Origin of the sequence: Streptococcus mitis B6 (assembly GCF_000027165.1) — a bacterium.
GTDB lineage: Bacteria > Bacillota > Bacilli > Lactobacillales > Streptococcaceae > Streptococcus > Streptococcus mitis_AR.
Genome location: NC_013853.1, coordinates 1396275 through 1422278, shown reverse-complemented (window position 1 = coordinate 1422278; position 26004 = coordinate 1396275). Strand labels below are relative to the sequence as shown.

The 26004-nt window shown below is 39.0% G+C and carries 18 protein-coding genes; 16 read left to right on the top strand and 2 right to left on the bottom strand.

Annotated features, from left to right (window positions below):
• Positions 1 to 20 precede the first annotated feature (20 nt).
• The 6 genes from SMI_RS07155 to SMI_RS07130 all read left to right on the top strand — a co-directional run bounded on the left by SMI_RS07155 (position 21) and on the right by SMI_RS07130 (position 5568).
• A complete protein-coding gene (locus SMI_RS07155; RefSeq protein WP_000726144.1) occupies positions 21 to 1181 on the top strand; it encodes an ABC transporter substrate-binding protein in 1161 nt (386 codons plus the stop codon).
• A gap of 122 nt (positions 1182 to 1303) precedes the next feature.
• A complete protein-coding gene (locus SMI_RS07150; RefSeq protein WP_000941427.1) occupies positions 1304 to 2173 on the top strand; it encodes a branched-chain amino acid ABC transporter permease in 870 nt (289 codons plus the stop codon).
• 3 nt (positions 2174 to 2176) lie between these two features.
• Complete coding sequence (locus tag SMI_RS07145; RefSeq protein ID WP_000662291.1) at positions 2177 to 3133, top strand: branched-chain amino acid ABC transporter permease; 957 nt, start codon at positions 2177 to 2179, stop codon at positions 3131 to 3133.
• Positions 3133 to 3897 carry an ABC transporter ATP-binding protein gene (locus SMI_RS07140; RefSeq protein ID WP_001185996.1) on the top strand — a complete coding sequence of 255 codons (765 nt, stop codon included), beginning with the start codon at positions 3133 to 3135 and terminating at the stop codon, positions 3895 to 3897. Before SMI_RS07145 ends, SMI_RS07140 begins: the two co-directional genes overlap by 1 nt.
• A complete protein-coding gene (locus tag SMI_RS07135) occupies positions 3897 to 4607 on the top strand; it encodes an ABC transporter ATP-binding protein (RefSeq protein WP_000062202.1) in 711 nt (236 codons plus the stop codon). Before SMI_RS07140 ends, SMI_RS07135 begins: the two co-directional genes overlap by 1 nt.
• Before the next feature lie 304 nt (positions 4608 to 4911).
• On the top strand, positions 4912 to 5568 hold the full coding sequence (locus SMI_RS07130) for a CBS domain-containing protein (RefSeq protein ID WP_000268673.1): 657 nt from the start codon (positions 4912 to 4914) through the stop codon (positions 5566 to 5568).
• Positions 5569 to 5869: 301 nt separating this feature from the next.
• Here the strand turns inward: SMI_RS07130 and SMI_RS07125 are convergent, their stop codons facing one another.
• Positions 5870 to 7036, bottom strand: a complete 1167-nt coding sequence (locus tag SMI_RS07125) for an IS30-like element ISSmi1 family transposase (protein WP_000163010.1) — start codon at positions 7034 to 7036, stop codon at positions 5870 to 5872.
• 196 nt (positions 7037 to 7232) lie between these two features.
• Here SMI_RS07125 and prfB point away from each other — a divergent pair.
• The 3 genes from prfB (at position 7233) to ftsX (ending at position 9957) form a co-directional block, all read left to right on the top strand.
• Positions 7233 to 8328 (top strand): peptide chain release factor 2 gene (gene prfB, locus SMI_RS07120; protein WP_142359004.1). Its coding sequence is split into 2 segments (ribosomal slippage): positions 7233 to 7304 and positions 7306 to 8328, totalling 1095 coding nucleotides; the frame shifts between segments, so codons are not numbered across the junction.
• A gap of 17 nt (positions 8329 to 8345) precedes the next feature.
• Positions 8346 to 9038, top strand: a complete 693-nt coding sequence (gene ftsE / locus SMI_RS07115; RefSeq protein WP_000022265.1) for a cell division ATP-binding protein FtsE — start codon at positions 8346 to 8348, stop codon at positions 9036 to 9038.
• The gene (ftsX, locus tag SMI_RS07110) at positions 9031 to 9957 is read left to right on the top strand and encodes a permease-like cell division protein FtsX (RefSeq protein ID WP_000625552.1); all 927 of its coding nucleotides are present in this window, start codon (positions 9031 to 9033) and stop codon (positions 9955 to 9957) included. Before ftsE ends, ftsX begins: the two co-directional genes overlap by 8 nt.
• Before the next feature lie 336 nt (positions 9958 to 10293).
• Here the strand turns inward: ftsX and SMI_RS07105 are convergent, their stop codons facing one another.
• Positions 10294 to 11460: an IS30-like element ISSmi1 family transposase gene (locus SMI_RS07105; protein ID WP_000163009.1), complete on the bottom strand. Its 1167-nt coding sequence runs from the start codon at positions 11458 to 11460 to the stop codon at positions 10294 to 10296.
• A gap of 236 nt (positions 11461 to 11696) precedes the next feature.
• Here SMI_RS07105 and SMI_RS07100 point away from each other — a divergent pair, with 236 nt between their 5' ends.
• The 7 genes from SMI_RS07100 (at position 11697) to SMI_RS07070 (ending at position 25828) form a co-directional block, all read left to right on the top strand.
• Entirely contained in the window at positions 11697 to 13877 is a 2181-nt protein-coding gene (locus SMI_RS07100; RefSeq protein WP_000974074.1) for a PTS transporter subunit IIBC, read from the top strand.
• Positions 13878 to 13928: 51 nt separating this feature from the next.
• Positions 13929 to 14744, top strand: coding sequence for an endonuclease/exonuclease/phosphatase family protein (locus SMI_RS07095; RefSeq protein ID WP_000670818.1), 816 nt, complete (start codon positions 13929 to 13931; stop codon positions 14742 to 14744).
• A gap of 292 nt (positions 14745 to 15036) precedes the next feature.
• Positions 15037 to 16380, top strand: a complete 1344-nt coding sequence (locus SMI_RS07090; protein WP_000010998.1) for a DEAD/DEAH box helicase — start codon at positions 15037 to 15039, stop codon at positions 16378 to 16380.
• A 505-nt stretch (positions 16381 to 16885) separates the two neighbouring features.
• Positions 16886 to 18076 carry a methionine adenosyltransferase gene (gene metK / locus SMI_RS07085; protein WP_000003914.1) on the top strand — a complete coding sequence of 397 codons (1191 nt, stop codon included), beginning with the start codon at positions 16886 to 16888 and terminating at the stop codon, positions 18074 to 18076.
• An 89-nt stretch (positions 18077 to 18165) separates the two neighbouring features.
• Positions 18166 to 19557: a peptidoglycan-N-acetylglucosamine deacetylase PgdA gene (pgdA, locus tag SMI_RS07080; RefSeq protein WP_000361602.1), complete on the top strand. Its 1392-nt coding sequence runs from the start codon at positions 18166 to 18168 to the stop codon at positions 19555 to 19557.
• 207 nt (positions 19558 to 19764) lie between these two features.
• A complete protein-coding gene (locus tag SMI_RS07075) occupies positions 19765 to 24864 on the top strand; it encodes a S8 family serine peptidase (RefSeq protein WP_000502035.1) in 5100 nt (1699 codons plus the stop codon).
• A 292-nt stretch (positions 24865 to 25156) separates the two neighbouring features.
• Positions 25157 to 25828 carry a hypothetical protein gene (locus tag SMI_RS07070; RefSeq protein ID WP_000659146.1) on the top strand — a complete coding sequence of 224 codons (672 nt, stop codon included), beginning with the start codon at positions 25157 to 25159 and terminating at the stop codon, positions 25826 to 25828.
• Positions 25829 to 26004 lie beyond the last annotated feature (176 nt).

Genomic DNA, 26004 nt, shown 5'->3' with positions numbered 1-26004 from the left:
GAAATAAGGAGACAAAAAAGATGAAGAAAAAATTTGCCCTATCGTTTGTGGCGCTTGCAAGTGTAGCACTTCTTGCAGCCTGTGGAGAAGTGAAGTCTGGAGCAGTCAACACTGCTGGTAACTCAGTAGAGGAAAAGACAATTAAAATCGGGTTTAACTTTGAAGAATCAGGTTCTTTAGCTGCATACGGAACAGCTGAACAAAAAGGTGCCCAATTGGCTGTTGATGAAATCAATGCCGCAGGTGGTATCGATGGAAAACAAATCGAAGTAGTCGATAAAGATAATAAGTCTGAAACAGCTGAGGCTGCTTCAGTTACAACTAACCTTGTAACCCAATCTAAAGTATCAGCAGTCGTAGGACCTGCGACATCTGGTGCGACTGCAGCTGCGGTAGCGAACGCTACAAAAGCAGGTGTTCCATTGATCTCACCAAGTGCGACTCAAGATGGATTGACTAAAGGTCAAGATTACCTCTTTATTGGAACTTTCCAAGATAGCTTCCAAGGAAAAATTATCTCAAACTATGTTTCTGAAAAATTAAACGCTAAGAAAGTTGTTCTTTACACTGACAATGCCAGTGACTATGCTAAAGGGATTGCCAAATCTTTCCGCGAGTCATACAAGGGTGAAATCGTTGCAGATGAAACTTTCGTAGCAGGTGACACAGACTTCCAAGCAGCCCTTACAAAAATGAAAGAGAAAGACTTTGATGCTATTATTGTCCCTGGTTACTACACTGAAGCTGGTAAAATTGTAAACCAAGCACGCGGTATGGGAATTGACAAACCAATCGTTGGTGGTGATGGATTCAACGGTGAAGAGTTTGTACAACAAGCAACTCCTGAAAAAGCATCAAACATCTACTTTATCTCAGGCTTCTCAACTACTGTAGAAGTTTCAGCTAAAGCAAAAGCCTTTCTTGATGCATACCGTGCTAAGTACAATGAAGAGCCTTCAACATTTGCAGCCTTGGCTTATGACTCAGTTCACCTTGTAGCAAATGCAGCAAAAGGTGCTAAAAATTCTGGTGAAATCAAGGATAATCTTGCTAAAACAAAAGCTTTTGAAGGTGTAACTGGTCAAACAAGCTTCGATGCAGACCACAACACAGTTAAAACTGCCTATATGATGACCATGAACAATGGTAAGGTTGAAGCAGCAGAAGTTGTAAAACCATAGTAGAAAACAGAAAAATGTTGAAATGGGGAATGGGCTTTTGCCTCATTCCCCTGTTTCGATGTTTAAGAACCAATAAAAAGTCGTAAAAAACCTCAAAAATAGAATTAGAAAGAGTGAATCTTATGCTCCAACAACTAGTAAATGGTTTGATTCTAGGTAGTGTTTATGCGCTGTTAGCCCTAGGATATACCATGGTTTACGGAATTATCAAGCTCATCAACTTCGCCCACGGTGATATTTATATGATGGGAGCCTTTATCGGTTATTTCTTGATTAATTCTTTCCAAATGAATTTCTTTGTAGCGCTTATTGTAGCGATGCTAGCGACAGCTATTCTTGGTGTCGTGATTGAGTTCCTTGCTTACCGACCTTTGCGTCACTCTACTCGTATTGCTGTTTTGATTACAGCTATTGGGGTTTCTTTCCTATTGGAGTATGGCATGGTCTATCTGGTTGGGGCCAATACTCGTGCCTTCCCTCAAGCGATTCAAACAGTTCGCTATGATTTGGGACCAGTTAGCCTAACAAACGTGCAGTTAATGATCTTGGCCATTTCCTTGATTTTGATGATTTTGTTACAAGTCATTGTCCAAAAGACCAAGATGGGGAAAGCCATGCGTGCAGTATCCGTAGATAGTGATGCAGCGCAATTGATGGGGATTAATGTGAACCGTACTATCAGCTTTACCTTTGCTTTAGGTTCAGCTCTTGCTGGTGCAGCTGGTGTTCTGATTGCCCTCTATTATAACTCTCTTGAGCCTTTGATGGGGGTTACTCCAGGTCTTAAGTCTTTCGTTGCCGCGGTACTTGGTGGTATCGGAATCATTCCTGGTGCAGCTCTTGGTGGCTTTGTGATTGGTCTATTGGAAACCTTTGCAACAGCCTTTGGGATGTCAGACTTCCGTGATGCAATTGTTTATGGAATCTTGTTGTTGATCTTGATTGTCCGCCCAGCTGGTATCCTTGGTAAAAATGTGAAAGAGAAGGTGTAAACAATGAAGGAAAATTTAAAAGTTAATATTCTATGGTTACTCCTTTTGTTAGCTGGCTATGGCTTGATTAGTGTATTGGTTTCAGTCGGAGTACTCAATCTATTCTATGTACAGGTTTTACAACAAATTGGAATTAATATTATTCTAGCTGTGGGTCTTAACCTAATCGTCGGTTTTTCAGGACAATTTTCACTTGGGCATGCTGGTTTCATGGCGATTGGTGCTTATGCCGCTGCTATTATTGGTTCTAAATCACCAACCTACGGTGCCTTCTTTGGAGCCATGCTTATAGGTGTTTTGCTTTCAGGAGCAGTTGCCTTACTTGTCGGAATTCCAACCCTGCGCTTGAAGGGGGACTATCTTGCGGTAGCAACTCTCGGTGTTTCTGAAATTATCCGTATCTTTATCATCAATGGTGGAAGCCTTACAAATGGTGCGGCAGGTATCTTGGGAATTCCTAACTTTACAACTTGGCAAATGGTATACTTCTTTGTCGTGATTACAACCATTGCAACCTTGAACTTCTTGCGTAGTCCAATTGGTCGTTCAACCCTCTCTGTTCGTGAAGATGAAATCGCTGCTGAGTCAGTTGGGGTTAATACGACAAAAATTAAAATCATCGCCTTTGTCTTTGGTGCTATTACTGCAAGTATTGCAGGGTCTCTTCAGGCAGGATTTATCGGTTCAGTTGTACCGAAAGATTACACCTTTATCAACTCAATCAACGTTTTGATCATTGTTGTCTTTGGTGGCCTTGGTTCCATTACAGGTGCCATTGTTTCAGCTATTGTTCTTGGAATTTTGAATATGCTTCTCCAAGATGTTGCTAGCGTGCGTATGATTATCTACGCTTTGGCCTTGGTATTGGTAATGATTTTCAGACCAGGTGGACTCCTTGGTACATGGGAATTGAGCCTATCACGTTTCTTTAAAAAATCTAAGAAGGAGGAACAAAACTAATGGCATTACTTGAAGTAAAACAGTTAACCAAACATTTTGGCGGTCTAACAGCTGTTGGAGATGTGACTCTTGAATTGAACGAAGGAGAACTGGTTGGACTAATCGGTCCAAATGGAGCTGGGAAAACGACCCTTTTCAACCTCTTGACGGGTGTTTATGAGCCAAGTGAGGGAACAGTAACCTTAGATGGTCACCTTTTGAATGGAAAGTCACCTTATAAGATTGCTTCTTTGGGACTTGGACGTACATTCCAAAATATCCGTCTCTTTAAAGATTTAACGGTTTTGGATAATGTTTTGATTGCTTTTGGCAACCATCACAAACAACATGTTTTTGCTAGTTTCTTACGCTTACCAGCTTTTTACAAGAGTGAAAAAGAATTAAAGGCTAAAGCCTTGGAATTGCTTAAAATCTTTGATTTAGATGGTGATGCAGAAACGCTTGCTAAAAACCTCGCCTATGGACAACAACGTCGTTTGGAAATTGTTCGTGCCCTTGCTACGGAACCTAAGATTCTCTTTTTAGATGAACCAGCAGCAGGTATGAACCCACAGGAAACAGCGGAATTGACTGAGTTAATTCGTCGTATCAAAGATGAATTTAAGATTACGATCATGCTGATTGAACACGATATGAATCTGGTCATGGATGTTACAGAACGTATCTACGTACTTGAATATGGTCGTTTGATTGCTCAAGGAACTCCGGACGAAATTAAGACCAATAAACGTGTTATCGAAGCTTATCTAGGAGGTGAAGCCTAATGTCGATGTTAAAAGTTGAAAATCTTTCTGTGCATTACGGTATGATCCAAGCAGTCCGTGATGTAAGCTTTGAAGTGAATGAAGGAGAGGTAGTTTCCCTTATCGGTGCTAATGGTGCTGGTAAGACAACCATTCTCCGTACCTTGTCTGGTTTGGTTAAACCGAGTTCAGGAAAGATTGAATTTTTAGGTCAAGAAATCCAAAAAATGCCGGCTCAGAAAATCGTAGCAGGTGGTCTTTCACAAGTTCCAGAAGGACGCCACGTCTTTCCTGGCTTGACTGTTATGGAAAATCTTGAAATGGGAGCTTTCTTAAAGAAAAATCGTGAAGAAAATCAAGCTAACTTGAAGAAGGTTTTCTCACGCTTTCCTCGTCTTGAAGAACGGAAGAACCAGGACGCAGCTACTCTTTCAGGAGGAGAACAACAAATGCTTGCCATGGGACGCGCTCTTATGTCAACACCAAAACTTCTTCTTTTAGATGAACCATCAATGGGACTTGCCCCAATCTTTATTCAAGAGATTTTTGATATCATTCAAGATATCCAGAAGCAAGGGACAACTGTCCTCTTGATTGAACAAAATGCCAATAAGGCACTCGCAATCTCTGACCGAGGATATGTATTGGAAACAGGAAAAATCGTTCTATCAGGAACAGGAAAAGAACTCGCATCATCAGAAGAAGTCAGAAAAGCATACCTAGGTGGCTAAACTAGTCTGGGAGACTAGTTTAGGTTGCGGATGGAGATTGCGAAGCAATCATCAGAATACAGTGGATTGTTTAAGTCAGCATATTTAGATTGCAAACAAATCTACATCTACACTGAAAGATGAATTTCTAATAATTGAAAAAATCGAATGAAACGTTTCTTACCGTCATTCACAGAGCTCGATTTTAGAGCTCTTTTTACTAGCTTATTCATACTTTTCTGAATTTTGAAAAAGAAATGTAAGCGTTTGATAGTTTTACAAAAAGATTGTATAATAGGGATAAGAATAGAAAAGGAGAAGTCTCATGGCAGTTAAAGATTTTATGACCCGCAAGGTAGTGTATATTAGTCCAGATACAACAGTATCTCACGCAGCAGATTTGATGAGAGAGCAAGGGTTACACCGCTTGCCTGTTATCGAAAATGATCAATTGGTTGGTTTGGTAACTGAAGGAACCATTGCCCAAGCTAGTCCATCAAAAGCAACCAGTCTTTCTATCTATGAGATGAATTATCTTCTAAATAAGACAAAAGTAAAAGATGTGATGATTCGCGATGTTGTTACTGTTTCAGGCTATGCGAGTCTAGAGGATGCAACTTATCTGATGTTAAAAAATAAGATTGGTATTCTTCCTGTAGTAGATAACCATCAAGTTTATGGGGTTATTACGGACCGTGACGTTTTCCAAGCCTTTCTTGAAATTGCTGGTTATGGAGAAGAGGGAATTCGTGTACGCTTTGTTACGGAAAATGAAGTCGGTGTTCTTGGTAAGATTGTTTCTCTAATCGTTGAAGAAAATTTGAATATTTCCCATACAGTTAATATTCCGCGTAAAGATGGTAAGGTGATTATCGAAGTTCAAATCGAAGGATCAATTGATTTACCAGCCTTGAAAGAAAAATTTGAGTCAGAGAATATTCAAGTAGAAGAGATTACTCGTACTTCAGCAAAAGTTTTGTAAGAAGGGAGGCCGAAAGGCTTCTTTTTGTGTTTGGTAACTTCTAAAACTAACTTCCAGTTTCCCACAACCTAGCTTTTAGTATGAGAAAAATGCGTGAAATCAGTGGAAATCCGTCTTAGACTAACTTCCACTGGTTTTCTTTTTCTTGATATATAAGGGTTCAAAAGCGAAAAGACTCAGAAAAAAGTGCACGACAAATAGCCCTAAAACAGAGTCGTCTTAGAGTAAATTCCAGTTGCTAGCGTTTAGTGTGAGACTTTTCGATGGTGATAAGATGTGTAGTTAGAGGGGAAAATTCCCTTTATTTCAATAAATCAGGTGATAAGTGTGTGTCTTCTGGTTTGACAAATTGGCAACCCAGAAGAGCAGCGATGTCCTCGCCAAAGGTGAAGGTGAAGACGTCGTAAGCAGATTTTCCTTGAAACTCTTCTCGTTTCAAGGAATTGACATGGGAAATGACTAGATTGACGTCTTTCTGAGTCAGCTGGTCAAAGGAAGTGCCCTTGGGAAGAATGGCTCGCAAAACCGTATGGTTCTTCTCAATCCGCCCCTTCTGGTCAGGACGGCTAGGGTCGCAGAAGTAGAGGTGAGACTTCCCATCAATGTCTCGCTCAAGCTCCTCCACATAGGCGAACTCAGATCCGTTGTCTGTGAGAATGACAGGGAACAGCTGATGGAACGCACACCCTCCGTCCATGACTCTTTCTTTCAAAGCTGCGAATTTAGTGGCGACCTCCAGAGCGGTCTTGTTGTTCAAAAGCAGGGCGAAGAGGAAGTTGCAGAAGGAAACGTTGAAGGTGAGCAGTAGCTTTCCACCAGGTCTGCCGATGACCGTGTCCATTTCCAACCATTTGAAGAAATCATCTGTTTCTCGTAACTCTTGGAAATCTTGATAGGTCCGCCCAATTTTCAGCTCTTTAGGAATAGCTACTTTTCTGGATTTTCTGCGTTCCTTGAACGTGACCATCCGAGGGAAATCAATGGGCTTGGCTGTCAGATAGCCCAGCTTGGCATGCCGATACACCGTAGCTTTCGACACAGGTAGGTTATGTGTCTGAATGATATGGTAGATGCTTTGTTTCTTCTGGATGCCTTGGGTTAAGACCTTGTCCATCTGATAAAAACTTTCCTTGTTTAGGGGAATTCCCTGTCTGGATTCCCTCAACATAGTCTCGTACTGCTCCTGTGCCTTTTTCGCGTAGTAAAGATAGCGGTTAAACCCACAATCCGTCCTCTTTTTTGGACAGTTGTTACAGACATAAGGAGCTTTTTTGAGAAGAGGGCAATCCGTGCAATCAGATTTGACGGATGTTGGATGCATGATGCGATTGCGCTTGATTTCCTTTGAAATCGTTGACGGGTCTTTCCCCATCTTCTCAGCGATGGAACGGAAAGTCTCCTGTTGGCTGATTCCAGTTTGGATGTCAATACGGTCTTCTAGAGTGAGATGTTTTTGTTTTTTCGTCATGAGGTACCTCCTCACGAAAAGTCTCAGACTTAATTCTAGCATAATTCATCGTCTGAGACTAACTTCCAGTTTTGGGAGAGAGATGGAAGTTACTTTGAGAAGTTACGTCTTTTTGTGTTTAATAAGGGATTAGAGCAAAAGATGGAAAGAAATGATAGATTATGGTATAATGAAACGATATAAAAAAGGAGTATTTATGGACATTTCAGAAATTCGTCAAAAAATTGACGCAAATCGTGAAAAATTAGCTTCTTTCAGGGGGTCTCTTTGACCTCGAAGGTTTAGAGGAAGAGATTGCCATCTTGGAAAACAAGATGACAGAACCTGATTTTTGGAACGATAATATCGCGGCCCAAAAAACGTCGCAAGAATTAAATGAATTAAAAAACACCTATAACACCTTCCACAAAATGGAAGAGTTGCAGGATGAAGTTGAAATTTTATTGGACTTTTTAGCTGAAGATGAGTCGGTACATGAAGAATTGGTAACGCAGTTATCCGAACTTGATAAGATGATGACCAGTTACGAGATGACCTTGCTCTTGTCAGAACCTTATGACCATAATAATGCGATTTTGGAAATCCATCCAGGATCCGGTGGTACTGAGGCTCAGGACTGGGGTGATATGTTGCTTCGTATGTACACTCGCTATGGAAATGCTAAAGGCTTTAAAGTGGAAGTATTGGATTACCAAGCAGGAGATGAAGCTGGTATCAAGTCAGTAACCTTATCATTTGAAGGACCTAATGCCTATGGTCTCCTCAAGTCAGAAATGGGTGTGCACCGTTTGGTGCGAATCTCGCCATTTGACTCTGCTAAACGTCGCCATACCTCTTTCACATCTGTAGAAGTAATGCCAGAATTGGATGATACCATTGAAGTGGAAATCCGTGAAGATGATATCAAGATGGACACCTTCCGTTCAGGTGGTGCTGGTGGACAAAACGTCAATAAAGTTTCAACAGGAGTGCGTTTGACACACATTCCTACTGGGACTGTTGTCCAGTCAACGGTCGATCGTACCCAGTATGGAAATAGAGATCGAGCTATGAAGATGTTACAGGCTAAGCTCTATCAAATGGAGCAAGAAAAGAAAGCTGCGGAAGTAGATTCCCTCAAAGGTGAGAAAAAGGAAATCACATGGGGAAGCCAAATCCGTTCTTATGTCTTCACACCTTATACTATGGTAAAAGATCATCGAACTAGCTTTGAAGTTGCGCAGGTAGATAAGGTTATGGATGGGGACCTAGATGGTTTTATCGATGCCTACCTCAAGTGGCGAATCAGCTAAGATAGAAAGGAACTCACATGTCAATCATTGAAATGAGAGATGTCGTCAAAAAATACGACAACGGAACGACTGCCCTACGCGGTGTTTCGGTCAGCGTTCAACCGGGAGAATTTGCTTACATTGTAGGACCTTCAGGAGCAGGGAAGTCAACCTTCATTCGTTCTCTATATCGTGAAGTAAAAATCGATAAAGGAAGCCTATCAGTTGCTGGTTTTAATCTGGTTAAGATCAAAAAGAAAGACGTCCCGCTTCTACGTCGTAGTGTTGGGGTTGTCTTCCAGGATTATAAATTGTTGCCAAAGAAAACGGTCTATGAAAATATTGCTTACGCTATGGAAGTAATCGGGGAAAATCGCCGTAATATCAAAAAACGTGTGATGGAAGTTTTAGACTTGGTTGGGTTGAAGCACAAGGTTCGTTCTTTCCCAAATGAGCTCTCAGGTGGAGAGCAACAGCGGATTGCGATTGCACGTGCCATTGTAAATAATCCCAAAGTATTGATAGCCGATGAACCAACAGGAAACCTGGACCCGGATAATTCATGGGAAATTATGAATCTCTTGGAACGGATTAACCTACAAGGGACAACTATTTTAATGGCGACTCATAATAGCCAGATTGTAAATACCTTGCGCCACCGTGTCATTGCCATTGAAAATGGCCGTGTCGTTCGTGACGAATCAAAAGGAGAGTATGGATACGATGATTAGTAGATTTTTTCGCCATTTATTTGAATCACTAAAAAGTTTGAAACGAAATGGTTGGATGACAGTGGCTGCTGTCAGCTCAGTCATGATTACTTTGACCTTGGTTGCCATATTTGCTTCTGTTATTTTCAATACAGCGAAGCTAGCTACAGATATTGAAAATAATGTTCGAGTGATGGTTTATATTCGTAAGGATGTAGCTGATAATAGCGAGACCATTGAAAAAGAAGGTCAAACTGTTACAAATAATGACTACCACAAGGTATACAATGCTTTGAAGGGAATGTCTACTGTTAAGAGTGTTACTTTTTCAAGTAAAGAAGAACAATACGAAAAATTAACCGAGACAATGGGGGACAACTGGAAAATCTTTGAAGGCGACGCCAATCCTCTCTATGATGCATATATTGTTGATACCAATACACCAAGTGATGTAAAGACAGTAGCAGAAGAGGCTAAAAAAATCGAAGGTGTATCAGAAGTTCAAGATGGTGGAGCTAATACGGAACGCTTGTTTAAGTTAGCCTCATTTATTCGTGTCTGGGGACTAGTTATCGCTGGATTATTGATTTTCATTGCAGTGTTCTTGATTTCTAATACTATACGTATCACCATCATTTCACGAAGCCGTGAAATTCAAATCATGCGTTTAGTAGGTGCTAAGAACGGCTATATCCGCGGACCTTTCTTGCTTGAAGGTGCCTTCATCGGTTTGCTTGGAGCAACACTTCCATCAGTTCTGGTACTTATTGTTTATAAAATGGTTTACCAATCGGTTAATAAGTCATTGGTTGGTCAGAACCTTTCAATGATATCACCAGAAGTATTCAGTCCACTGATGATTGTCTTATTATTTGTGATTGGAATTTTTATCGGTTCAATTGGATCTGGAATTTCTATGCGCCGATTCCTGAAAATCTAAAATAGAATAGAAGTATATTTAAGGAGATTTTAATATCTCCTTTTTTACTACAAAATTTTAGAAAAAAGGTAACTTCTAAAACTAACTTCCAGTTTCCCACAACCTAGCTTTTAGTATGAGAAAAACGCGTGAAATCAGTGGAAATCCGTCTTAGACTAACTTCCACTGGTTTTCTTTTTCTTGATATATAAGGGTTCAAAAGCGAAAAGACTCAGAAAAAAGTGCACGACAAATAGCCCTAAAACAGAGTCGTCTTAGAGTAAATTCCAGTTGCTAGCGTTTAGTGTGAGACTTTTCGATGGTGATAAGATGTGTAGTTAGAGGGGAAAATTCCCTTTATTTCAATAAATCAGGTGATAGGTGTGTGTCTTCTGGTTTGACAAATTGGCAACCCAGAAGAGCAGCGATGTCCTCGCCAAAGGTGAAGGTGAAGATGTCGTAAGCAGATTTTCCTTGAAACTCTTCTCGTTTCAAGGAATTGACATGGGAAATGACTAGATTGACGTCTTTCTGAGTCAGCTGGTCAAAGGAAGTGCCCTTGGGAAGAATGGCTCGCAAAACCGTATGGTTCTTCTCAATCCGCCCCTTCTGGTCAGGACGGCTAGGGTCGCAGAAGTAGAGGTGAGACTTCCCATCAATGTCTCGCTCAAGCTCCTCCACATAGGCGAACTCAGATCCGTTGTCTGTGAGAATGACAGGGAACAGCTGATGGAACGCACACCCTCCGTCCATGACTCTTTCTTTCAAAGCTGCGAATTTAGTGGCGACCTCCAGAGCGGTCTTGTTGTTCAAAAGCAGGGCGAAGAGGAAGTTGCAGAAGGAAACGTTGAAGGTGAGCAGTAGCTTTCCACCAGGTCTGCCGATGACCGTGTCCATTTCCAACCATTTGAAGAAATCATCTGTTTCTCGTAACTCTTGGAAATCTTGATAGGTCCGCCCAATTTTCAGCTCTTTGGGAATAGCTACTTTTCTGGATTTTCTGCGTTCCTTGAACGTGACCATCCGAGGGAAATCAATGGGCTTGGCTGTCAGATAGCCCAGCTTGGCATGCCGATACACCGTAGCTTTCGACACAGGTAGGTTATGTGTCTGAATGATATGGTAGATGCTTTGTTTCTTCTGGATGCCTTGGGTTAAGACCTTGTCCATCTGATAAAAACTTTCCTTGTTTAGGGGAATTCCCTGTCTGGATTCCCTCAACATAGTCTCGTACTGCTCCTGTGCCTTTTTCGCGTAGTAAAGATAGCGGTTAAACCCACAATCCGTCCTCTTTTTTGGACAGTTGTTACAGACATAAGGAGCTTTTTTGAGAAGAGGGCAATCCGTGCAATCAGATTTGACGGATGTTGGATGCATGATGCGATTGCGCTTGATTTCCTTTGAAATCGTTGACGGGTCTTTCCCCATCTTCTCAGCGATGGAACGGAAAGTCTCCTGTTGGCTGATTCCAGTTTGGATGTCAATACGGTCTTCTAGAGTGAGATGTTTTTGTTTTTTCGTCATGAGGTACCTCCTCACGAAAAGTCTCAGACTTAATTCTAGCATAATTCATCGTCTGAGACTAACTTCCAGTTTTGGGAGAGAGATGGAAGTTACTTTGAGAAGTTACGATTTTAGAAAAAACTCTATTTTTTTTATAAAAGCCTTTACAAAAAAAATTAAAGTGGTATAATGAATACATAGTTAAGTGCAAACGTTTTCGTAAAACGTTTGCCTAAATAAAAATAAAGGAGATTTGAATGATGAAAGATACATTCAAAAATGTCTTGTCTTTCGAGTTTTGGCAAAAATTCGGTAAGGCTTTGATGGTGGTTATCGCTGTTATGCCGGCTGCTGGTTTGATGATTTCAATCGGTAAGTCTATCGTGATGATTAACCCAACCTTTGCACCACTTGTTATTACTGGTGGTGTACTAGAACAAATCGGTTGGGGGGTTATCGTTAACCTTCATATCTTGTTCGCCCTAGCCATTGGAGGTAGCTGGGCTAAAGAACGTGCTGGTGGTGCTTTCGCCGCTGGTCTTGCCTTCATCTTGATTAACCGTATCACTGGTACAATCTTTGGCGTATCAGGCGATATGTTGAAAAATCCAGATGCTATGGTAACAACTCTCTTTGGTGGATCAATCAAAGTTGCTGATTACTTCATTAGTGTTATGGAAGCCCCAGCACTTAACATGGGTGTGTTCGTAGGGATTATTTCAGGTTTTATTGGAGCAACTGCTTACAACAAATACTACAACTTCCGTAAGCTTCCTGATGCACTTTCATTCTTTAACGGAAAACGTTTTGTACCGTTTGTAGTTATTCTTCGTTCAATAATTGCTGCAATTGTACTTGCTGCTTTCTGGCCAGTAGTTCAAACAGGTATCAATAGCTTTGGTATCTGGATTGCTAACTCACAAGAAACTGCTCCAATCCTTGCACCATTCTTGTATGGTACATTGGAACGTTTGCTCTTACCATTTGGTCTTCACCACATGTTGACTATCCCAATGAACTACACAGCTCTTGGTGGTACTTATGAGGTCTTAACTGGTGCAGCAAAAGGTAGCCAAGTATTTGGTCAAGATCCACTTTGGCTTGCATGGGTAACAGACCTTGTAAACCTTAAAGGTACTGATGCTACTCAATACCAACACTTGTTAGATACTGTTCACCCAGCTCGTTTCAAAGTTGGACAAATGATCGGTTCATTCGGTATCTTGATGGGTGTGATTGTGGCTATCTACCGTAATGTTGATGCTGACAAGAAACATAAATACAAAGGTATGATGATTGCGACAGCTCTTGCAACATTCTTGACAGGGGTTACTGAACCAATCGAATACATGTTCATGTTTGTAGCAACACCTATGTATCTTGTTTACTCACTTGTTCAAGGTGCTGCCTTCGCTATGGCTGACGTAGTAAACCTACGTATGCACTCATTCGGTTCAATCGAGTTCTTGACTCGTACACCTATTGCGATTAGCGCTGGTATCGGTATGGATATTGTTAACTTTATCTGGGTAACTGTTCTCTTTGCCGTAATCATGTACTTTATCGCAAACTTCATGATTCAAAAATTCAACTACGCAACTCCAGGACGTAACGGAAACTACGAAACTGCTGAAGGTTCAGAAGAAGCTGGCAGCGAAGTGAAAGTTGCAGCAGGTTCTCAAGCTGTAAACATTATCAACCTTCTTGGTGGACGTGCAAACATCGTTGATGTGGATGCATGTATGACTCGTCTTCGTGTAACTGTAAAAGATGCTGACAAAGTCGGTGATGCAGAACAATGGAAAGCAGAAGGAGCTATGGGTCTTGTCATGAAAGGACAAGGAGTTCAAGCTATCTACGGTCCAAAAGCAGATGTATTGAAATCTGATATCCAAGATATCCTTGATTCAGGTGAAATCATTCCTGAAACTCTTCCAAGTCAAATGACTGAAGCGCAACAAAATACTGTTCAATTCAAAGGTCTTACTGAGGAAGTTTACTCAGTAGCAGACGGTCAAGTTATTGCTTTGGAACAAGTAAAAGATCCAGTATTTGCTCAAAAAATGATGGGTGATGGATTTGCGGTAGAACCTGCAAATGGGAACATTGTATCTCCAGTTTCAGGTACTGTATCAAGCATCTTCCCTACAAAACATGCTCTTGGTCTTGTGACTGAAGCAGGTCTTGAAGTATTGGTTCACATTGGTTTGGACACAGTAAGTCTCGAAGGAAAACCATTTACAGTTCATGTTGCTGAAGGACAAAAAGTTGCAGCAGGTGATCTTCTTGTCACAGCTGACTTGGATGCTATCCGTGCAGCAGGTCGTGAAACTTCAACAGTGGTTGTCTTCACAAATGGTGATGCAATTAAATCAGTTAAATTAGAACAAACAGGTTCTCTTGCAGCTAAAACAGCAGTTGCTAAAGTAGAATTGTAATATACTTGAGGTTGGAAGCTGTATTCCAACCTCTTATTTTGGGAGAAAAGAATGAAATTTTTAACACTCAATACTCACAGTTGGATGGAAAAAGAAGCTGAGGAAAAATTCCAATTTTTGCTTGAGGATATTCTTGAAAAGGACTATGATTTGATTTGTTTCCAAGAAATCAATCAGGAGATCACCTCTCCAGAGGTGGAGGTTAATGACTTTTATCAAGCTTTACCAGCAGCTGAGCCTATTCACCAAGACCATTATGTAAGACTTTTAGTTGAAAAGTTGTCAGAGCAAGGAAAAAATTACTACTGGACTTGGGCCTATAACCATATCGGTTATGACCGCTACCATGAAGGTGTGGCTATCTTGTCTAAAACACCTATTGAAGCAAGAGAAATTTTGGTTTCAGATGTGGATGATCCAACAGACTATCATACTCGTCGTGTTGCCCTGGCTGAAACTGTAGTTGATGGTAAGGAACTTGCCGTTGCCAGTGTCCACCTTTCTTGGTGGGATAAAGGTTTTCAAGAAGAATGGGCACGATTTGAGGCTGTCTTGAAAGAATTGAACAAGCCGCTTTTGCTTGCTGGAGATTTCAACAACCCAGCTGGTCAGGAAGGTTACCAAGCTATTTTAGCTAGTCCATTAGGCTTACAAGACGCATTTGAAGTTGCTCAAGAGAAAAGTGGTAGCTATACTGTTCCACCAGAAATTGATGGCTGGAAGGGGAACACAGAACCCCTTCGAATCGACTATGTTTTTACTACCAAAGAGTTAGCGGTGGAAAAATTACATGTCGTATTTGATGGCAACAAGAGTCCACAAGTTAGTGATCACTATGGCTTGAGTGCTATTTTAAGCTGGAAATAATAACTGATACTCTTCGAAAATCAAATTCAAACCACGTCAACGTTGCCTTGCCGTATAGATGTTACTGACTTCGTCAGTTCTATCTGCAACCTCAAAACAGTGTTGTGAGCAACCTGCGGCTAGTTTCCTAGTTTGCTCTTTGATTTTCATTGAGTATGAAAAGAGGTTGGGATTATAAAATTCCAGCCTTTTTCTGACTAGAAAAGCTACTGGAAATAGCCTAAATAAGTGAGGCTACTGAAATGGAATAAAATATGGTATAATTGATAGGATAGATAGAATCGAGGATATTATGTCATTTACGAAATTTCAATTTAAAAACTATATTAGAGAAGCCTTGGAGGAGTTAAAATTTAAAGCTCCTACAGAGGTTCAAGATAAGTTGATTCCGATTGTTTTGGCAGGTCGTGACCTTGTTGGTGAATCAAAAACAGGTTCGGGTAAGACTCATACTTTCCTATTGCCGATTTTCCAGCAATTAGATGAAACTAGTGATAGTGTACAGGCAGTTATTACTGCACCGAGCCGTGAATTAGCTACTCAAATTTACCAAGCAGCTCGTCAGATTGCAGCCCACTCAGAAGTGGAAGTTCGTGTGGTTAATTATGTGGGGGGGACAGATAAGGCTCGCCAGATTGACAAATTGGCAAGTAACCAGCCTCATATTGTTATCGGAACACCTGGCCGTATTTATGACTTAGTTAAGTCTGGTGACCTAGCTATTCACAAGGCTAAGACCTTTGTTGTCGATGAGGCAGACATGACCTTGGATATGGGATTCTTAGAAACTGTTGATAAGATTGCTGGAAGCCTTCCAAAAGATCTGCAATTCATGGTCTTCTCAGCGACTATTCCACAAAAGTTGCAACCATTCTTGAAAAAATACTTATCAAATCCTGTTATGGAGAAAATCAAAACCAAAACGGTCATTTCTGATACCATTGATAATTGGTTGATTTCTACTAAGGGACGTGACAAGAATGCTCAAATTTACCAGTTGACTCAGTTGATGCAACCGTATTTGGCAATGATTTTTGTGAACACTAAAACGCGTGCTGATGAATTGCATTCTTACCTGACTGCTCAAGGTTTGAAGGTGGCAAAGATTCATGGGGATATTGCCCCTCGTGAGCGCAAACGTATCATGAATCAGGTGAAAAATCTGGATTTTGAGTATATTGTCGCAACAGATTTGGCAGCGCGTGGAATTGATATTGAAGGTGTCAGCCATGTCATCAATGATGCTATTCCGCAAGACTTATCTTTCTTTGTGCACCGTGTTGGTCGAACTGGACGAAACGGCCTACCAGGTATAGCTATTACCCTTTATCAGCCAAGCGATGACTCGGATATCCGTGAGTTGGAGAAATTAGGAATTAAGTTTACTCCTAAGATGGTCAAAGACGGAGAATTTCAAGATACTTATGACCGTGATCGTCGTGCTAACCGTGAAAAGAAGCAGGACAAGCTTGATATTGAAATGATTGGCTTGGTCAAAAAGAAAAAGAAAAAAGTCAAACCAGGTTATAAGAAGAAAATTCAATGGGCGGTTGATGAAAAACGTCGCAAAACCAAGCGTGCGGAAAATCGCGCTCGAGGTCGTGCAGAGCGTAAAGCAAAACGCCAAACATTTTAATAGCAATTGTTGGAGTACTGAGCTCCAACTTTTTTATTTATGAGAATGAACTATCTAAACAGAAACACTACATTAAAGACTGCAAATTGCGCTAAAAAATGGTATAATGATAAAGTTATATAGTCCCGATAAGATGGTAGGCATTTATCACTAAGAGTTTTCCTATCAGTACTTTGTAATTCGCAAAGAATGACGGCTCCAAAGTAGTCGCTCGTCATTCTACGGTTACCGCTATAGGGCGGACATCCTATGCGCCTTACTAGCTTTAGAAATAAAAAAGTATCGTTTTTATTTCTTACGCGTCGTAACTCGCAAAGACTGACGGCTCCAAAGTCGCTCGTCATTCTACGGTTACCGCTATAGGGTGGACATCCTATGCGCCTTACTAGCTTTAGAAATAAAAAAGTATCGTTTTTATTTCTTACGCGTCATAATTCTTAGAAAATGAAAATATCTATCAGTACTTTGTAACTCTATAACACTATTTTTAAGGGGGGACATTTTTATGTCAGAACGTAAATTATTCACGTCTGAATCTGTATCTGAGGGGCATCCAGATAAGATTGCAGACCAAATTTCAGATGCGATTTTGGATGCTATTTTAGCTAAGGATCCAGATGCGCACGTTGCTGCTGAGACAGCTGTATATACTGGTTCCGTCCATGTTTTTGGTGAAATATCTACAAATGCCTATGTGGATATTAACCGTGTGGTTCGTGATACCATTGCGGAAATTGGCTACACCAATACAGAGTATGGTTTTTCTGCTGAGACGGTGGGAGTCCATCCGTCACTTGTTGAGCAGTCACCAGACATTGCCCAAGGGGTTAATGAAGCCTTGGAGGTCCGTGGGGATGCAGAGCAAGATTCACTGGACTTGATTGGAGCTGGAGACCAAGGGCTCATGTTTGGATTTGCAGTGGATGAAACAGAAGAGCTCATGCCGTTGCCAATTTCACTAAGCCACAAGTTGGTTCGCCGTTTAGCAGAACTTCGCAAGTCTGGTGAAATCAGCTATCTTCGTCCAGATGCTAAATCACAAGTTACAGTTGAGTATGGTGAAAATGACCGTCCAGTACGTGTGGACACAGTCGTTATTTCAACTCAGCACGATCCAGAAGTCAGCAATGAACAAATTCACAATGATGTCATTAACAAGGTTATCAAAGAGGTTATTCCAGCCTCTTACTTGGATGCGCAAACAAAATTCTTCATCAATCCAACTGGACGTTTTGTAATCGGTGGGCCTCAAGGGGACTCAGGCTTGACTGGTCGTAAAATCATCGTAGATACTTATGGTGGCTACTCTCGTCACGGTGGTGGTGCCTTCTCTGGTAAGGATGCGACTAAGGTGGACCGTTCTGCGTCATATGCAGCTCGTTATATTGCCAAGAATATTGTTGCAGCGGGTCTTGCTAAGAAGGCGGAAGTACAATTGGCTTACGCTATCGGTGTTGCCCAGCCTGTTTCTGTCCGTATCGATACCTTTGGTACAGGAACAGTAGCTGAAAGTAAGCTTGAAAAAGCAGCTCGTCAAATTTTTGACCTTCGCCCTGCAGGAATTATCCAAATGCTGGATCTTAAGCGTCCAATTTACCGTCAAACAGCAGCTTATGGACACATGGGACGTACAGATATTGACCTTCCATGGGAACGTTTGGACAAGGTAGACGCTTTGAAAGAAGCAGTCAAATAAAATCTTGAGAGGGGAATTTCCTCTCTTTTTAATATACTGTTTCCTCTAAAATCATTGAAATTATAGCCTGAATTTGATATGATGGTTCTATGGATAAAAGTAGAGCAAATCGTGTTGAGCACGATAAAAAGAGAATCGGTTTAATAGCCCTAGTAGCTATCTTTTCAGTTAGCATTTGTGTCCTTGGATCGATGATTGGTTACAAAGTCTATACAAAGCAAAGTTTTGAGCAAAAGATTGAATCGCTCAAAAAAGAGAAAGATGATCAATTGAGTGAGGGGAATCAGAAGGATCATTTTCGTAAAGGACAAGCCGAAGTGATTACCTATTATCCTCTCCAAGGGGAGCAAGTAATTTCGTCTATAAAGGGAATCATGACACAGGATATTAAAGACAATCTAGAGGATAAGGAAAATCTGGTTTTTTATTATACGGAGAAACAGGATTCGACTTTAAAAGGGATTGTCAACCGAACTGTGATGAAACAAGTCTATGATTTAACTTCGTCAAAAGTTGAAGAGACTGAAAAAACTAGTCTGGCGAAAGTACATTTGACAGAAGATGGTAAACCTTTTACACTTGATCAATTATTTTCAGATCCGAGTAAGGCCAAAGAGCAGCTGTTAAAAGAAATTACCTTTTTCTTACAGGATAAGAAATTGGAGCAAGAAAAGGTCGATCAAGTTGTTAAAGGCTTCTCTGACCAAGACTTGTCTGCATGGAATTTTGATTATAAGGATAGTCAAATTATCCTTTATCCAAGTCAGGCAGTTGAAAATTTGGATGAGATTGCCTTGCCAGTATCTAGTTTCTTTGATCTTATTCAGTCCTCATATTTGCTAGATAAGGATGCGGAACTTTATAAGGCTTATTATGAAAAGAAAAATCGTAAAGTAGTAGCCTTGACTTTTGATGATGGACCAAATCCTACAACGACAATTCAAGCATTAGATACTCTCTCTAAATATGGAGTTAAGGCTACTTTCTTTGTTTTAGGTAAGAATGTTTCTGGCAATGAAGAGATTTTGAAACGCATGAAAGCAGATGGCCATGTCATTGGAAACCATAGTTGGAGCCATCCAGTGCTTTCAAAACTTTCGCTTGATGAAGCTAAAAAACAGATTACTGATACTGAAGATGCGCTAACTAAAGTGTTGGGGTCTAGCTCCAAACTTATGCGCCCCCCTTATGGAGCCATTACAGACGACATTCGCAATAGCCTCGATTTGAGCTTTATTATGTGGGATGTCGATAGTCTGGACTGGAAGAGTAAAAATGAAGCATCTATTTTGACAGAGATTCAACGTCAAGTTCGTAATGGTTCGATTATCTTAATGCATGATATCCATGCTGAAACAGTGAATGCTTTACCAAAGATTATAGATTATCTAAAAGAGCAAGGATATCACTTTGTCACAGTTCCTGAAATGCTTAATTCACGATTAAAAGCACATGAACTATTCTATGACCGTGATCAGTAAGATTTTTGCTGAATAACTAATTAAATCGTAAGTAATTTTTCAATAAATAAATTTAGTCTTGTATTAATCGAGGCTAAATTTTTTTATGTTTAAATCTCATGATAGGATTGGTTAATATTACAATTTTGTTACAAAATAAGTTTTTGATAGAATTTTCAGATAATTTAGTATATAATACTTTTAATTTAAATAAAAAGGAGTGATTTTATGGGAGATTGCAAAGATTTTTGTCATAAAAAGTACCAAGTAGCAACGATTTTTCTGCTAACGGTCTTTGCATTCGGATTTGCTTTCGCACAGGTTAGTGCCGATGAGGGAAAATTTGAAGCATCCAATCAAGTTACACATGCTGTAATGACTAATAAATTAGATGATTCAAATAAGCTCGCACCGCCAGTCACGGCTGACAAGAATGCTCTAAATTCTTCTTCGAAGGAAAAAACAGAAGTGACAGAGTCATTAAAACAAGATGATTCTATAGAGTATAGAGATAATAAGTCAGACAAAGCCGTAACCACACAGAAAGAAACGACTGCTATAAAAAGTGAAGAGAAGAAGGAAGAATCAGCAGTGAAAAGTAATTCTTCTTCAGAAAGCTTACAATCACAGTCGTTATCTCAAGGTGGACATAAAGAAAAGCCAAACAGTATCTCCAGTAATGAAATTATTACTGTCCCTAAAACCTGGGAAGCAGGACATAAAGGACAAGGAACTGTAGTCGCTGTTATAGATTCAGGGCTTGATTTGAATCATGAGGTTTTGCGTATTTCTGATCCGTCAAAGGCGAAATTTAAAAATCAGGATGATATCGAAAAAGCTAAAAAGGCTGCTGGTATTGACTATGGGAAATGGTACAGTGATAAAGTAGTATATGCTTATGATTACTTTGATGGAACTGATAATATAAAAGAAGCTGAAAAAGAGTCTCATGGAATGCATGTTACTGGGATTGTAGCTGGAAATCCTGTTAATAAAGCCCCGAATTCTGAGAAGGTTTATGGGGTGGCGCCAGAAGCTCAAATTATGTTTATGAGAGTTTTTTCAGACAGAGATAAAACTACAGCATCTGCCCTCTATGTAAAAGCTATTGATGATGCAGTTGCACTAGGTGCAGATGTGATCAATATGAGTTTGGGTGCAGGTGCGGGTTCAACGGTAGATGCAGGTTCAGATATCATTGATGCAGTAAAAAGAGCACGCGCTAAAGGAGTATCTGTTGTTATTGCTGCAGGTAATAGTAATACTTTCGGTAGAGGTTTTTCACAACCATTGGCAGCAAATCCTGATTATGGTCTCGTAGGAAATCCTTCTACAGTAGAAGATTCAATTTCTGTTGCTTCGATTAATAATAAAATTCTAACTACTGAAGTCTTTGAAGTAAAAGGTTTAGAAAATGACGCTACCCTTGATTATGGTAAGTTTGATTTTAATAGACCTGAAACAGAAAAAGATTTTGAAAAAGGGAAAGAATACGAATATGTAGCAGCAGGTATTGGTCGTGAAGAAGATTTTGCTAATATTGATGTAAGAGGCAAGTTAGCACTGATTCAACGTGGTAAAATTAATTTTTCTGATAAGATTAAAAATGCTCTTCAACACGGTGCAGCTGGAGTTTTAATTTATAACAACGTTGAAGGTGCAAATGTTAGTATGTCTGTTACAGGTGATGCTAAGAAAATCCCATCTGTCTTTATTTCAAAACATTATGGTGAAATTCTTAAGTCTGGTCAGTATAAAATTGTCTTTAATCACAAGATGGATAATCGTAAATCAGACGTTGCAGACCAATTATCAGATTTTTCAAGTTGGGGAGTTACAACTGATGGACAATTGAAACCAGATGTTACTGCACCTGGTGGAAATATCTATTCATCATTTAACGACAATAGCTATGGAAGTATCAGTGGAACAAGTATGGCGGCTCCTCATGTAGCTGGTGTCGCAGCATTAGTCAAAGAATATTTAGCGAAAAAACATCCTGAATTATCAGCTAGTCAAATTTCAGAGATTGTAAAAGCTTTAATTATGTCTACTGCAAAACCACATTTTAATAAACAAACTGGAGCCTATACTTCTCCACGTCAGCAAGGTGCTGGCGTAGTTGACACGATGGCGGCAACAAGCACAGATTTATTTGTAACAGGTGCAAATAAATATCCAAGTGTTACTCTTGGCAATGTTGGTGATAAATTTACCTTTGAAGTTACAATTCATAATATTTCAGATAAAGACCAAACATTGAAGATGATTGTAAATACAAATACGGACGAAGTTGAAGAAGGGAAATTCACTCTCCGTCCACGAAAATTAACTGAAACAGTCTGGCCTGAAGTAACTGTGAAAGCTCATAGTACGAAGACGGTAACAGTTAGTGTAGATACAAGTAAGTTTACTGAAGAACTTAGCAAAATAATGCCAAATGGATATTTTCTAGAAGGATTTGTTAGATTTGTCAATCCTGCAGATGATGGTTCTGTTATTGGTTTACCATTTATGGGATTTAAGGGAGAATTCCAAAATCTACCTGCAATTGAAAAACCAATTTATCAATTGATTAAGGAAGGAAACAGTGGATTTTACTCTGAAATTGATAAAGATAATCCAGGAATTTCACCTTCAGACGATGCAACTTATTTAACAAGTTCTGAAAATGATGTAAATGTTTTAAAAGCAGAGCGTCAAGGAAATCGAGTGACTGTACTCGGAGTGAAACAAGATGCTGAAGGAAAATACCATCTTCAATTAGATGAAAAAGGGAACATCCGCCTTGCTATCTCGCCAAATGAGGATGGTAATAAAGATTCTGTTCAATTTAAAACTCTTGTCTATAGAAACTTGGTAAATCTTCGTGCGACTGTTTATGATTCTTCGGATACAACACACAGTCATCCTATTTGGCAAAGTCGTCCAACAGACCTTGTAAAAAATTATTTTGATGGTGATACTAGAAATCCAAGAAGTTACATTGTAGATAAAACAGCTTGGGGAGGACAGGATTCTAATGGAAATCGAGTCTCTGATGGAATTTATGACTATGTTATTAGTTATAAGCCAGATGTCCCTGGAGCTGAGGAACAATATACAACATTTAAAATTCAAATCGATACACAAAAACCTCTGATTACTTCGGGATATATTCGTTCTCAAGAAGATCAAGAACAATTTATAGCTCGCAAACCTCAGGATGTAGGAAATGGTGGAATTCTTCTAGAAAAAGTCTTTTATATTCGTCCTTCTGAAAATAGAGAGGCGACAGATTCAGAAATCGAACAGTATCAAATTATCAAACAAAATGAAGATGGTAGTTATACACTTCCTAAGAACGTTGATAAATCGAAAATCTTCTATTATGTAGAAGACTTTGCGGGAAATGTAGATTTTATATCTCTCAAAGATCTTGTAGGTGAAGAAAATAGTGGTCGTGTAAAAATTGCTATACTAAACAATAAAACCAAGGATGAGATTGATACAACTTATGTTTATCGCATTAAAAATAGCGAAGGTCAATATGTAACCGTTGATAAGTCAAAAGATATTAATTTCTTGAAATTTGGGCATTATGTTGCAGAAATTTTTAGCTATGACCGTACAGAGTTGAAATTTGTGAGTGCTCTATCTAAGGAATTTGATTTAACGAAAGAAAATAGTTTTCAAACTATTACCTTCTTGGCTAACAAAATGAAATATGCCTCAATAACGGTTGGCTTTAATCAAGCTGTTCCTGGAACTACAACGATTACTTTAGTAGGTGAAGACGGTCAGAGTCAAGTCTTGCCAGCTGAAACATATGGTAAACATTCTTATGGTAAGAAAGTGGTTACTGGTGAATATAAAGTTCTTGTAAATCTATCCAACGGTTATGAATTACTCGATAATCTTCAACCATTTAAAGTTTTGTTTGGTAAAAATAATGTTTTGTCACTTTCAGTTGTTTCTAAGTTAGCTTTGATTGCAGCTTTAAATAAACAAATGGAAGTAGTTAAAACTCCGAGATATTATAATACAAAACAGAAGTTGAAAGAGATTTTTGATCAAAGTGTCAAAGATGCGCAACTAGCATTGGGAAGTAAACTTAACCAAGATAAAATTGACCAAATTGTTAAGGCTTTAGAGTCTGCTATGCAAACATTGGATGGTAAGGAATCTGATATCACATCATTGAAGAATGCTATTAAAGCATATGCTGAGACAGTTAAAAAAGGTAAATATATAAATTCTGATCAAGAACGCAAAGGTCAATATGATCGTGAATTTAAACTCTTGGCATTATTAATTACAAAAGATTTGATAACTCAAGATGAAATCGACCGTCTATTGACCGCTTTCTTGAAAGCACAAGACCAGCTGAATGGGAAAGAAACAGATTTCATGAGCCTAAAAAATGTTATCGTGGATGAAGTGAAGTTCCAAGACAAAGATCCAAGATTTTTGACAGCTAGCAAAGAGGAGAAAGATGCATATAATCTTATTTTCAACAAAGCTAAGCTACTTTTGGAAAATGCAGAAGCTAGTCAAGAAGAAATTAATGCAGTAATCAATGCTCTAAAAGAGACGGCTGTAAAACTTAAGGCTAATAAAGTAGAGATTCCAACCAAACCAGTTGCACCAGTTAAGCCGGTTGATCCAACTAAAGCAGTTGCACCAGTTAAGCCAGTTATTCCAGCTAAACCAGTTGTAACGATTAAACCAGTTACTCCAACTAAACCAGTTGTAACGATTAAGCCAGTTACTCCAACTAAACCAGTTGCATCGATCAAGCCAGTTACTCCAGCTAAACCAGTTGTAACGGTTAAGCCAGTTACTCCAGCTAAACCAGTTGTAACGATTAAGCCAGTTACTCCAACTAAACCAGTTGTAACGGTTAAGCCAGTTACTCCAGCTAAACCAGTTGTAGTGATCAAGCCAGTTACTCCAACTAAACCAGTTGTAACGATCAAGCCAGTTATTCCAGCTAAACCAGTTGTAACGCTTAATCCAGTTATTCCAACCAAACCAGTTTCTCAAGTGCAACCTGTTAAATTAGTAAGTCACAATAGACAAGTCTCAACTATTAAGTCTTCAATTAGCAATGATAAAATTGAGAAAGCTACATCAATTGTAATACATCATTCCAATATAGAAGCTAAGCATGAGAATAAAACACTAGCTGGAAGTGGTCAACAAGTGCTTTTAGCTACAGTCAACAAAGAAGGAAAACAATTACCAGCTACTGGTGAGAATAACATGATTTCTATTATTCTAAGTATTTCAGGAATTTCTCTCTTGTTGTCAGTTATTGGACTTGCAACATTTTCAAAAAGTGAGTAGAGAATCCTATACATCTTTCTATAGTTTTTGATTTACAGTATGTTACAATTCTGATATAATAGTCAGCAGGAAAGAAAGTCTTATGGCGTTCTTCAAGCGAGCTTGGGATAGTGGGAGCCAAGTAGGGCAAAATAAAGAACTGGCGCTTTCTGTAGTATTTTCAAAAGTAATGAAGTAATAAATTAGGGTGGAACCGCGTTTCTGACGCCCCTAGGTCAAATCAACCTAGGATTGTCGGATGCGGTTCTTTTGAATTTTATACTATATAGAATTTATCAAGGAGGTAATTGTATTGAAAGAAATTTCTCAAATATCATTTGACACAAAATATAAATTTCAAGTTTCTTTGGGTACGTTGTTTATTATTTTACCATTTGTTTTCATTATCCATATTTTTAGTATTGATAAAGATAAGATACTACTTACTAGTGAACAGTATAATAATTTTACAAAGGAATCACAATCTATAGTTGATAAGCTACAGCATAATTATGAATTTACTTTTTATTTTTCATTATTTTTGCTGGTGTCCTGTGTATTAATAGGAATTTATCTAATTTATGATGGGTTAAGTGTTTGGACAAAATTTGAAAATTTAGATTATGAAGAAAAGGCTTTAAAAATCTCTGAAATTTATAAAAAAATGACTAAGGCGACTTCCCAAAATATTGAAGAAAGTATAAAAAGTGATTTGACATTAGAACAATTTACCGACAGAACCTGCGAAACAAGAATAAAATCTTATCAATCTATTGAAGACAGTGTAGTTAGAAGAATCTATGAGACCTCGCCAGCGAACTACAAAATAGTTTCGGATAGTATTCTAAATAGATTTTTGTACGACGTAATAGCGATGGGGCAAGATAAGTTTGATAAAGATATTATCTTTGAAATTAAATATTTCCAAAATAATATTTCGAAACAATTGTTAGATAGGTCTATTATGAAATTATATGAATTGTAGAATAACTATTCGATAGAAACCAATAGGATTCCATATAAAAAATTAATACTTGTAACGACAGATAAAAATTTTCGTGATGTTAAGAAATTAGCAAATATACAAGAAAAGAGAAATAATTTCTCAATAAAAGTCCTAAAAGAAAATGAAATAAAAAATACAAATTTTTTTAACTAAAG

Coding starts and splice junctions, on each gene's coding strand:
- SMI_RS07100 (WP_000974074.1), top strand. CDS start 11,697: ATGATGAAAGATACATTCAAAAATGTCTTGTCTTTCGAGTTTTGGCAA.
- SMI_RS07130 (WP_000268673.1), top strand. CDS start 4,912: ATGGCAGTTAAAGATTTTATGACCCGCAAGGTAGTGTATATTAGTCCA.
- SMI_RS07140 (WP_001185996.1), top strand. CDS start 3,133: ATGGCATTACTTGAAGTAAAACAGTTAACCAAACATTTTGGCGGTCTA.
- SMI_RS07155 (WP_000726144.1), top strand. CDS start 21: ATGAAGAAAAAATTTGCCCTATCGTTTGTGGCGCTTGCAAGTGTAGCA.
- SMI_RS07075 (WP_000502035.1), top strand. CDS start 19,765: ATGGGAGATTGCAAAGATTTTTGTCATAAAAAGTACCAAGTAGCAACG.
- SMI_RS07090 (WP_000010998.1), top strand. CDS start 15,037: ATGTCATTTACGAAATTTCAATTTAAAAACTATATTAGAGAAGCCTTG.
- SMI_RS07125 (WP_000163010.1), bottom strand. CDS start 7,036: ATGACGAAAAAACAAAAACATCTCACTCTAGAAGACCGTATTGACATC.
- ftsE (WP_000022265.1), top strand. CDS start 8,346: ATGTCAATCATTGAAATGAGAGATGTCGTCAAAAAATACGACAACGGA.
- pgdA (WP_000361602.1), top strand. CDS start 18,166: ATGGATAAAAGTAGAGCAAATCGTGTTGAGCACGATAAAAAGAGAATC.
- SMI_RS07105 (WP_000163009.1), bottom strand. CDS start 11,460: ATGACGAAAAAACAAAAACATCTCACTCTAGAAGACCGTATTGACATC.
- metK (WP_000003914.1), top strand. CDS start 16,886: ATGTCAGAACGTAAATTATTCACGTCTGAATCTGTATCTGAGGGGCAT.
- SMI_RS07095 (WP_000670818.1), top strand. CDS start 13,929: ATGAAATTTTTAACACTCAATACTCACAGTTGGATGGAAAAAGAAGCT.
- SMI_RS07135 (WP_000062202.1), top strand. CDS start 3,897: ATGTCGATGTTAAAAGTTGAAAATCTTTCTGTGCATTACGGTATGATC.
- SMI_RS07145 (WP_000662291.1), top strand. CDS start 2,177: ATGAAGGAAAATTTAAAAGTTAATATTCTATGGTTACTCCTTTTGTTA.
- ftsX (WP_000625552.1), top strand. CDS start 9,031: ATGATTAGTAGATTTTTTCGCCATTTATTTGAATCACTAAAAAGTTTG.
- SMI_RS07150 (WP_000941427.1), top strand. CDS start 1,304: ATGCTCCAACAACTAGTAAATGGTTTGATTCTAGGTAGTGTTTATGCG.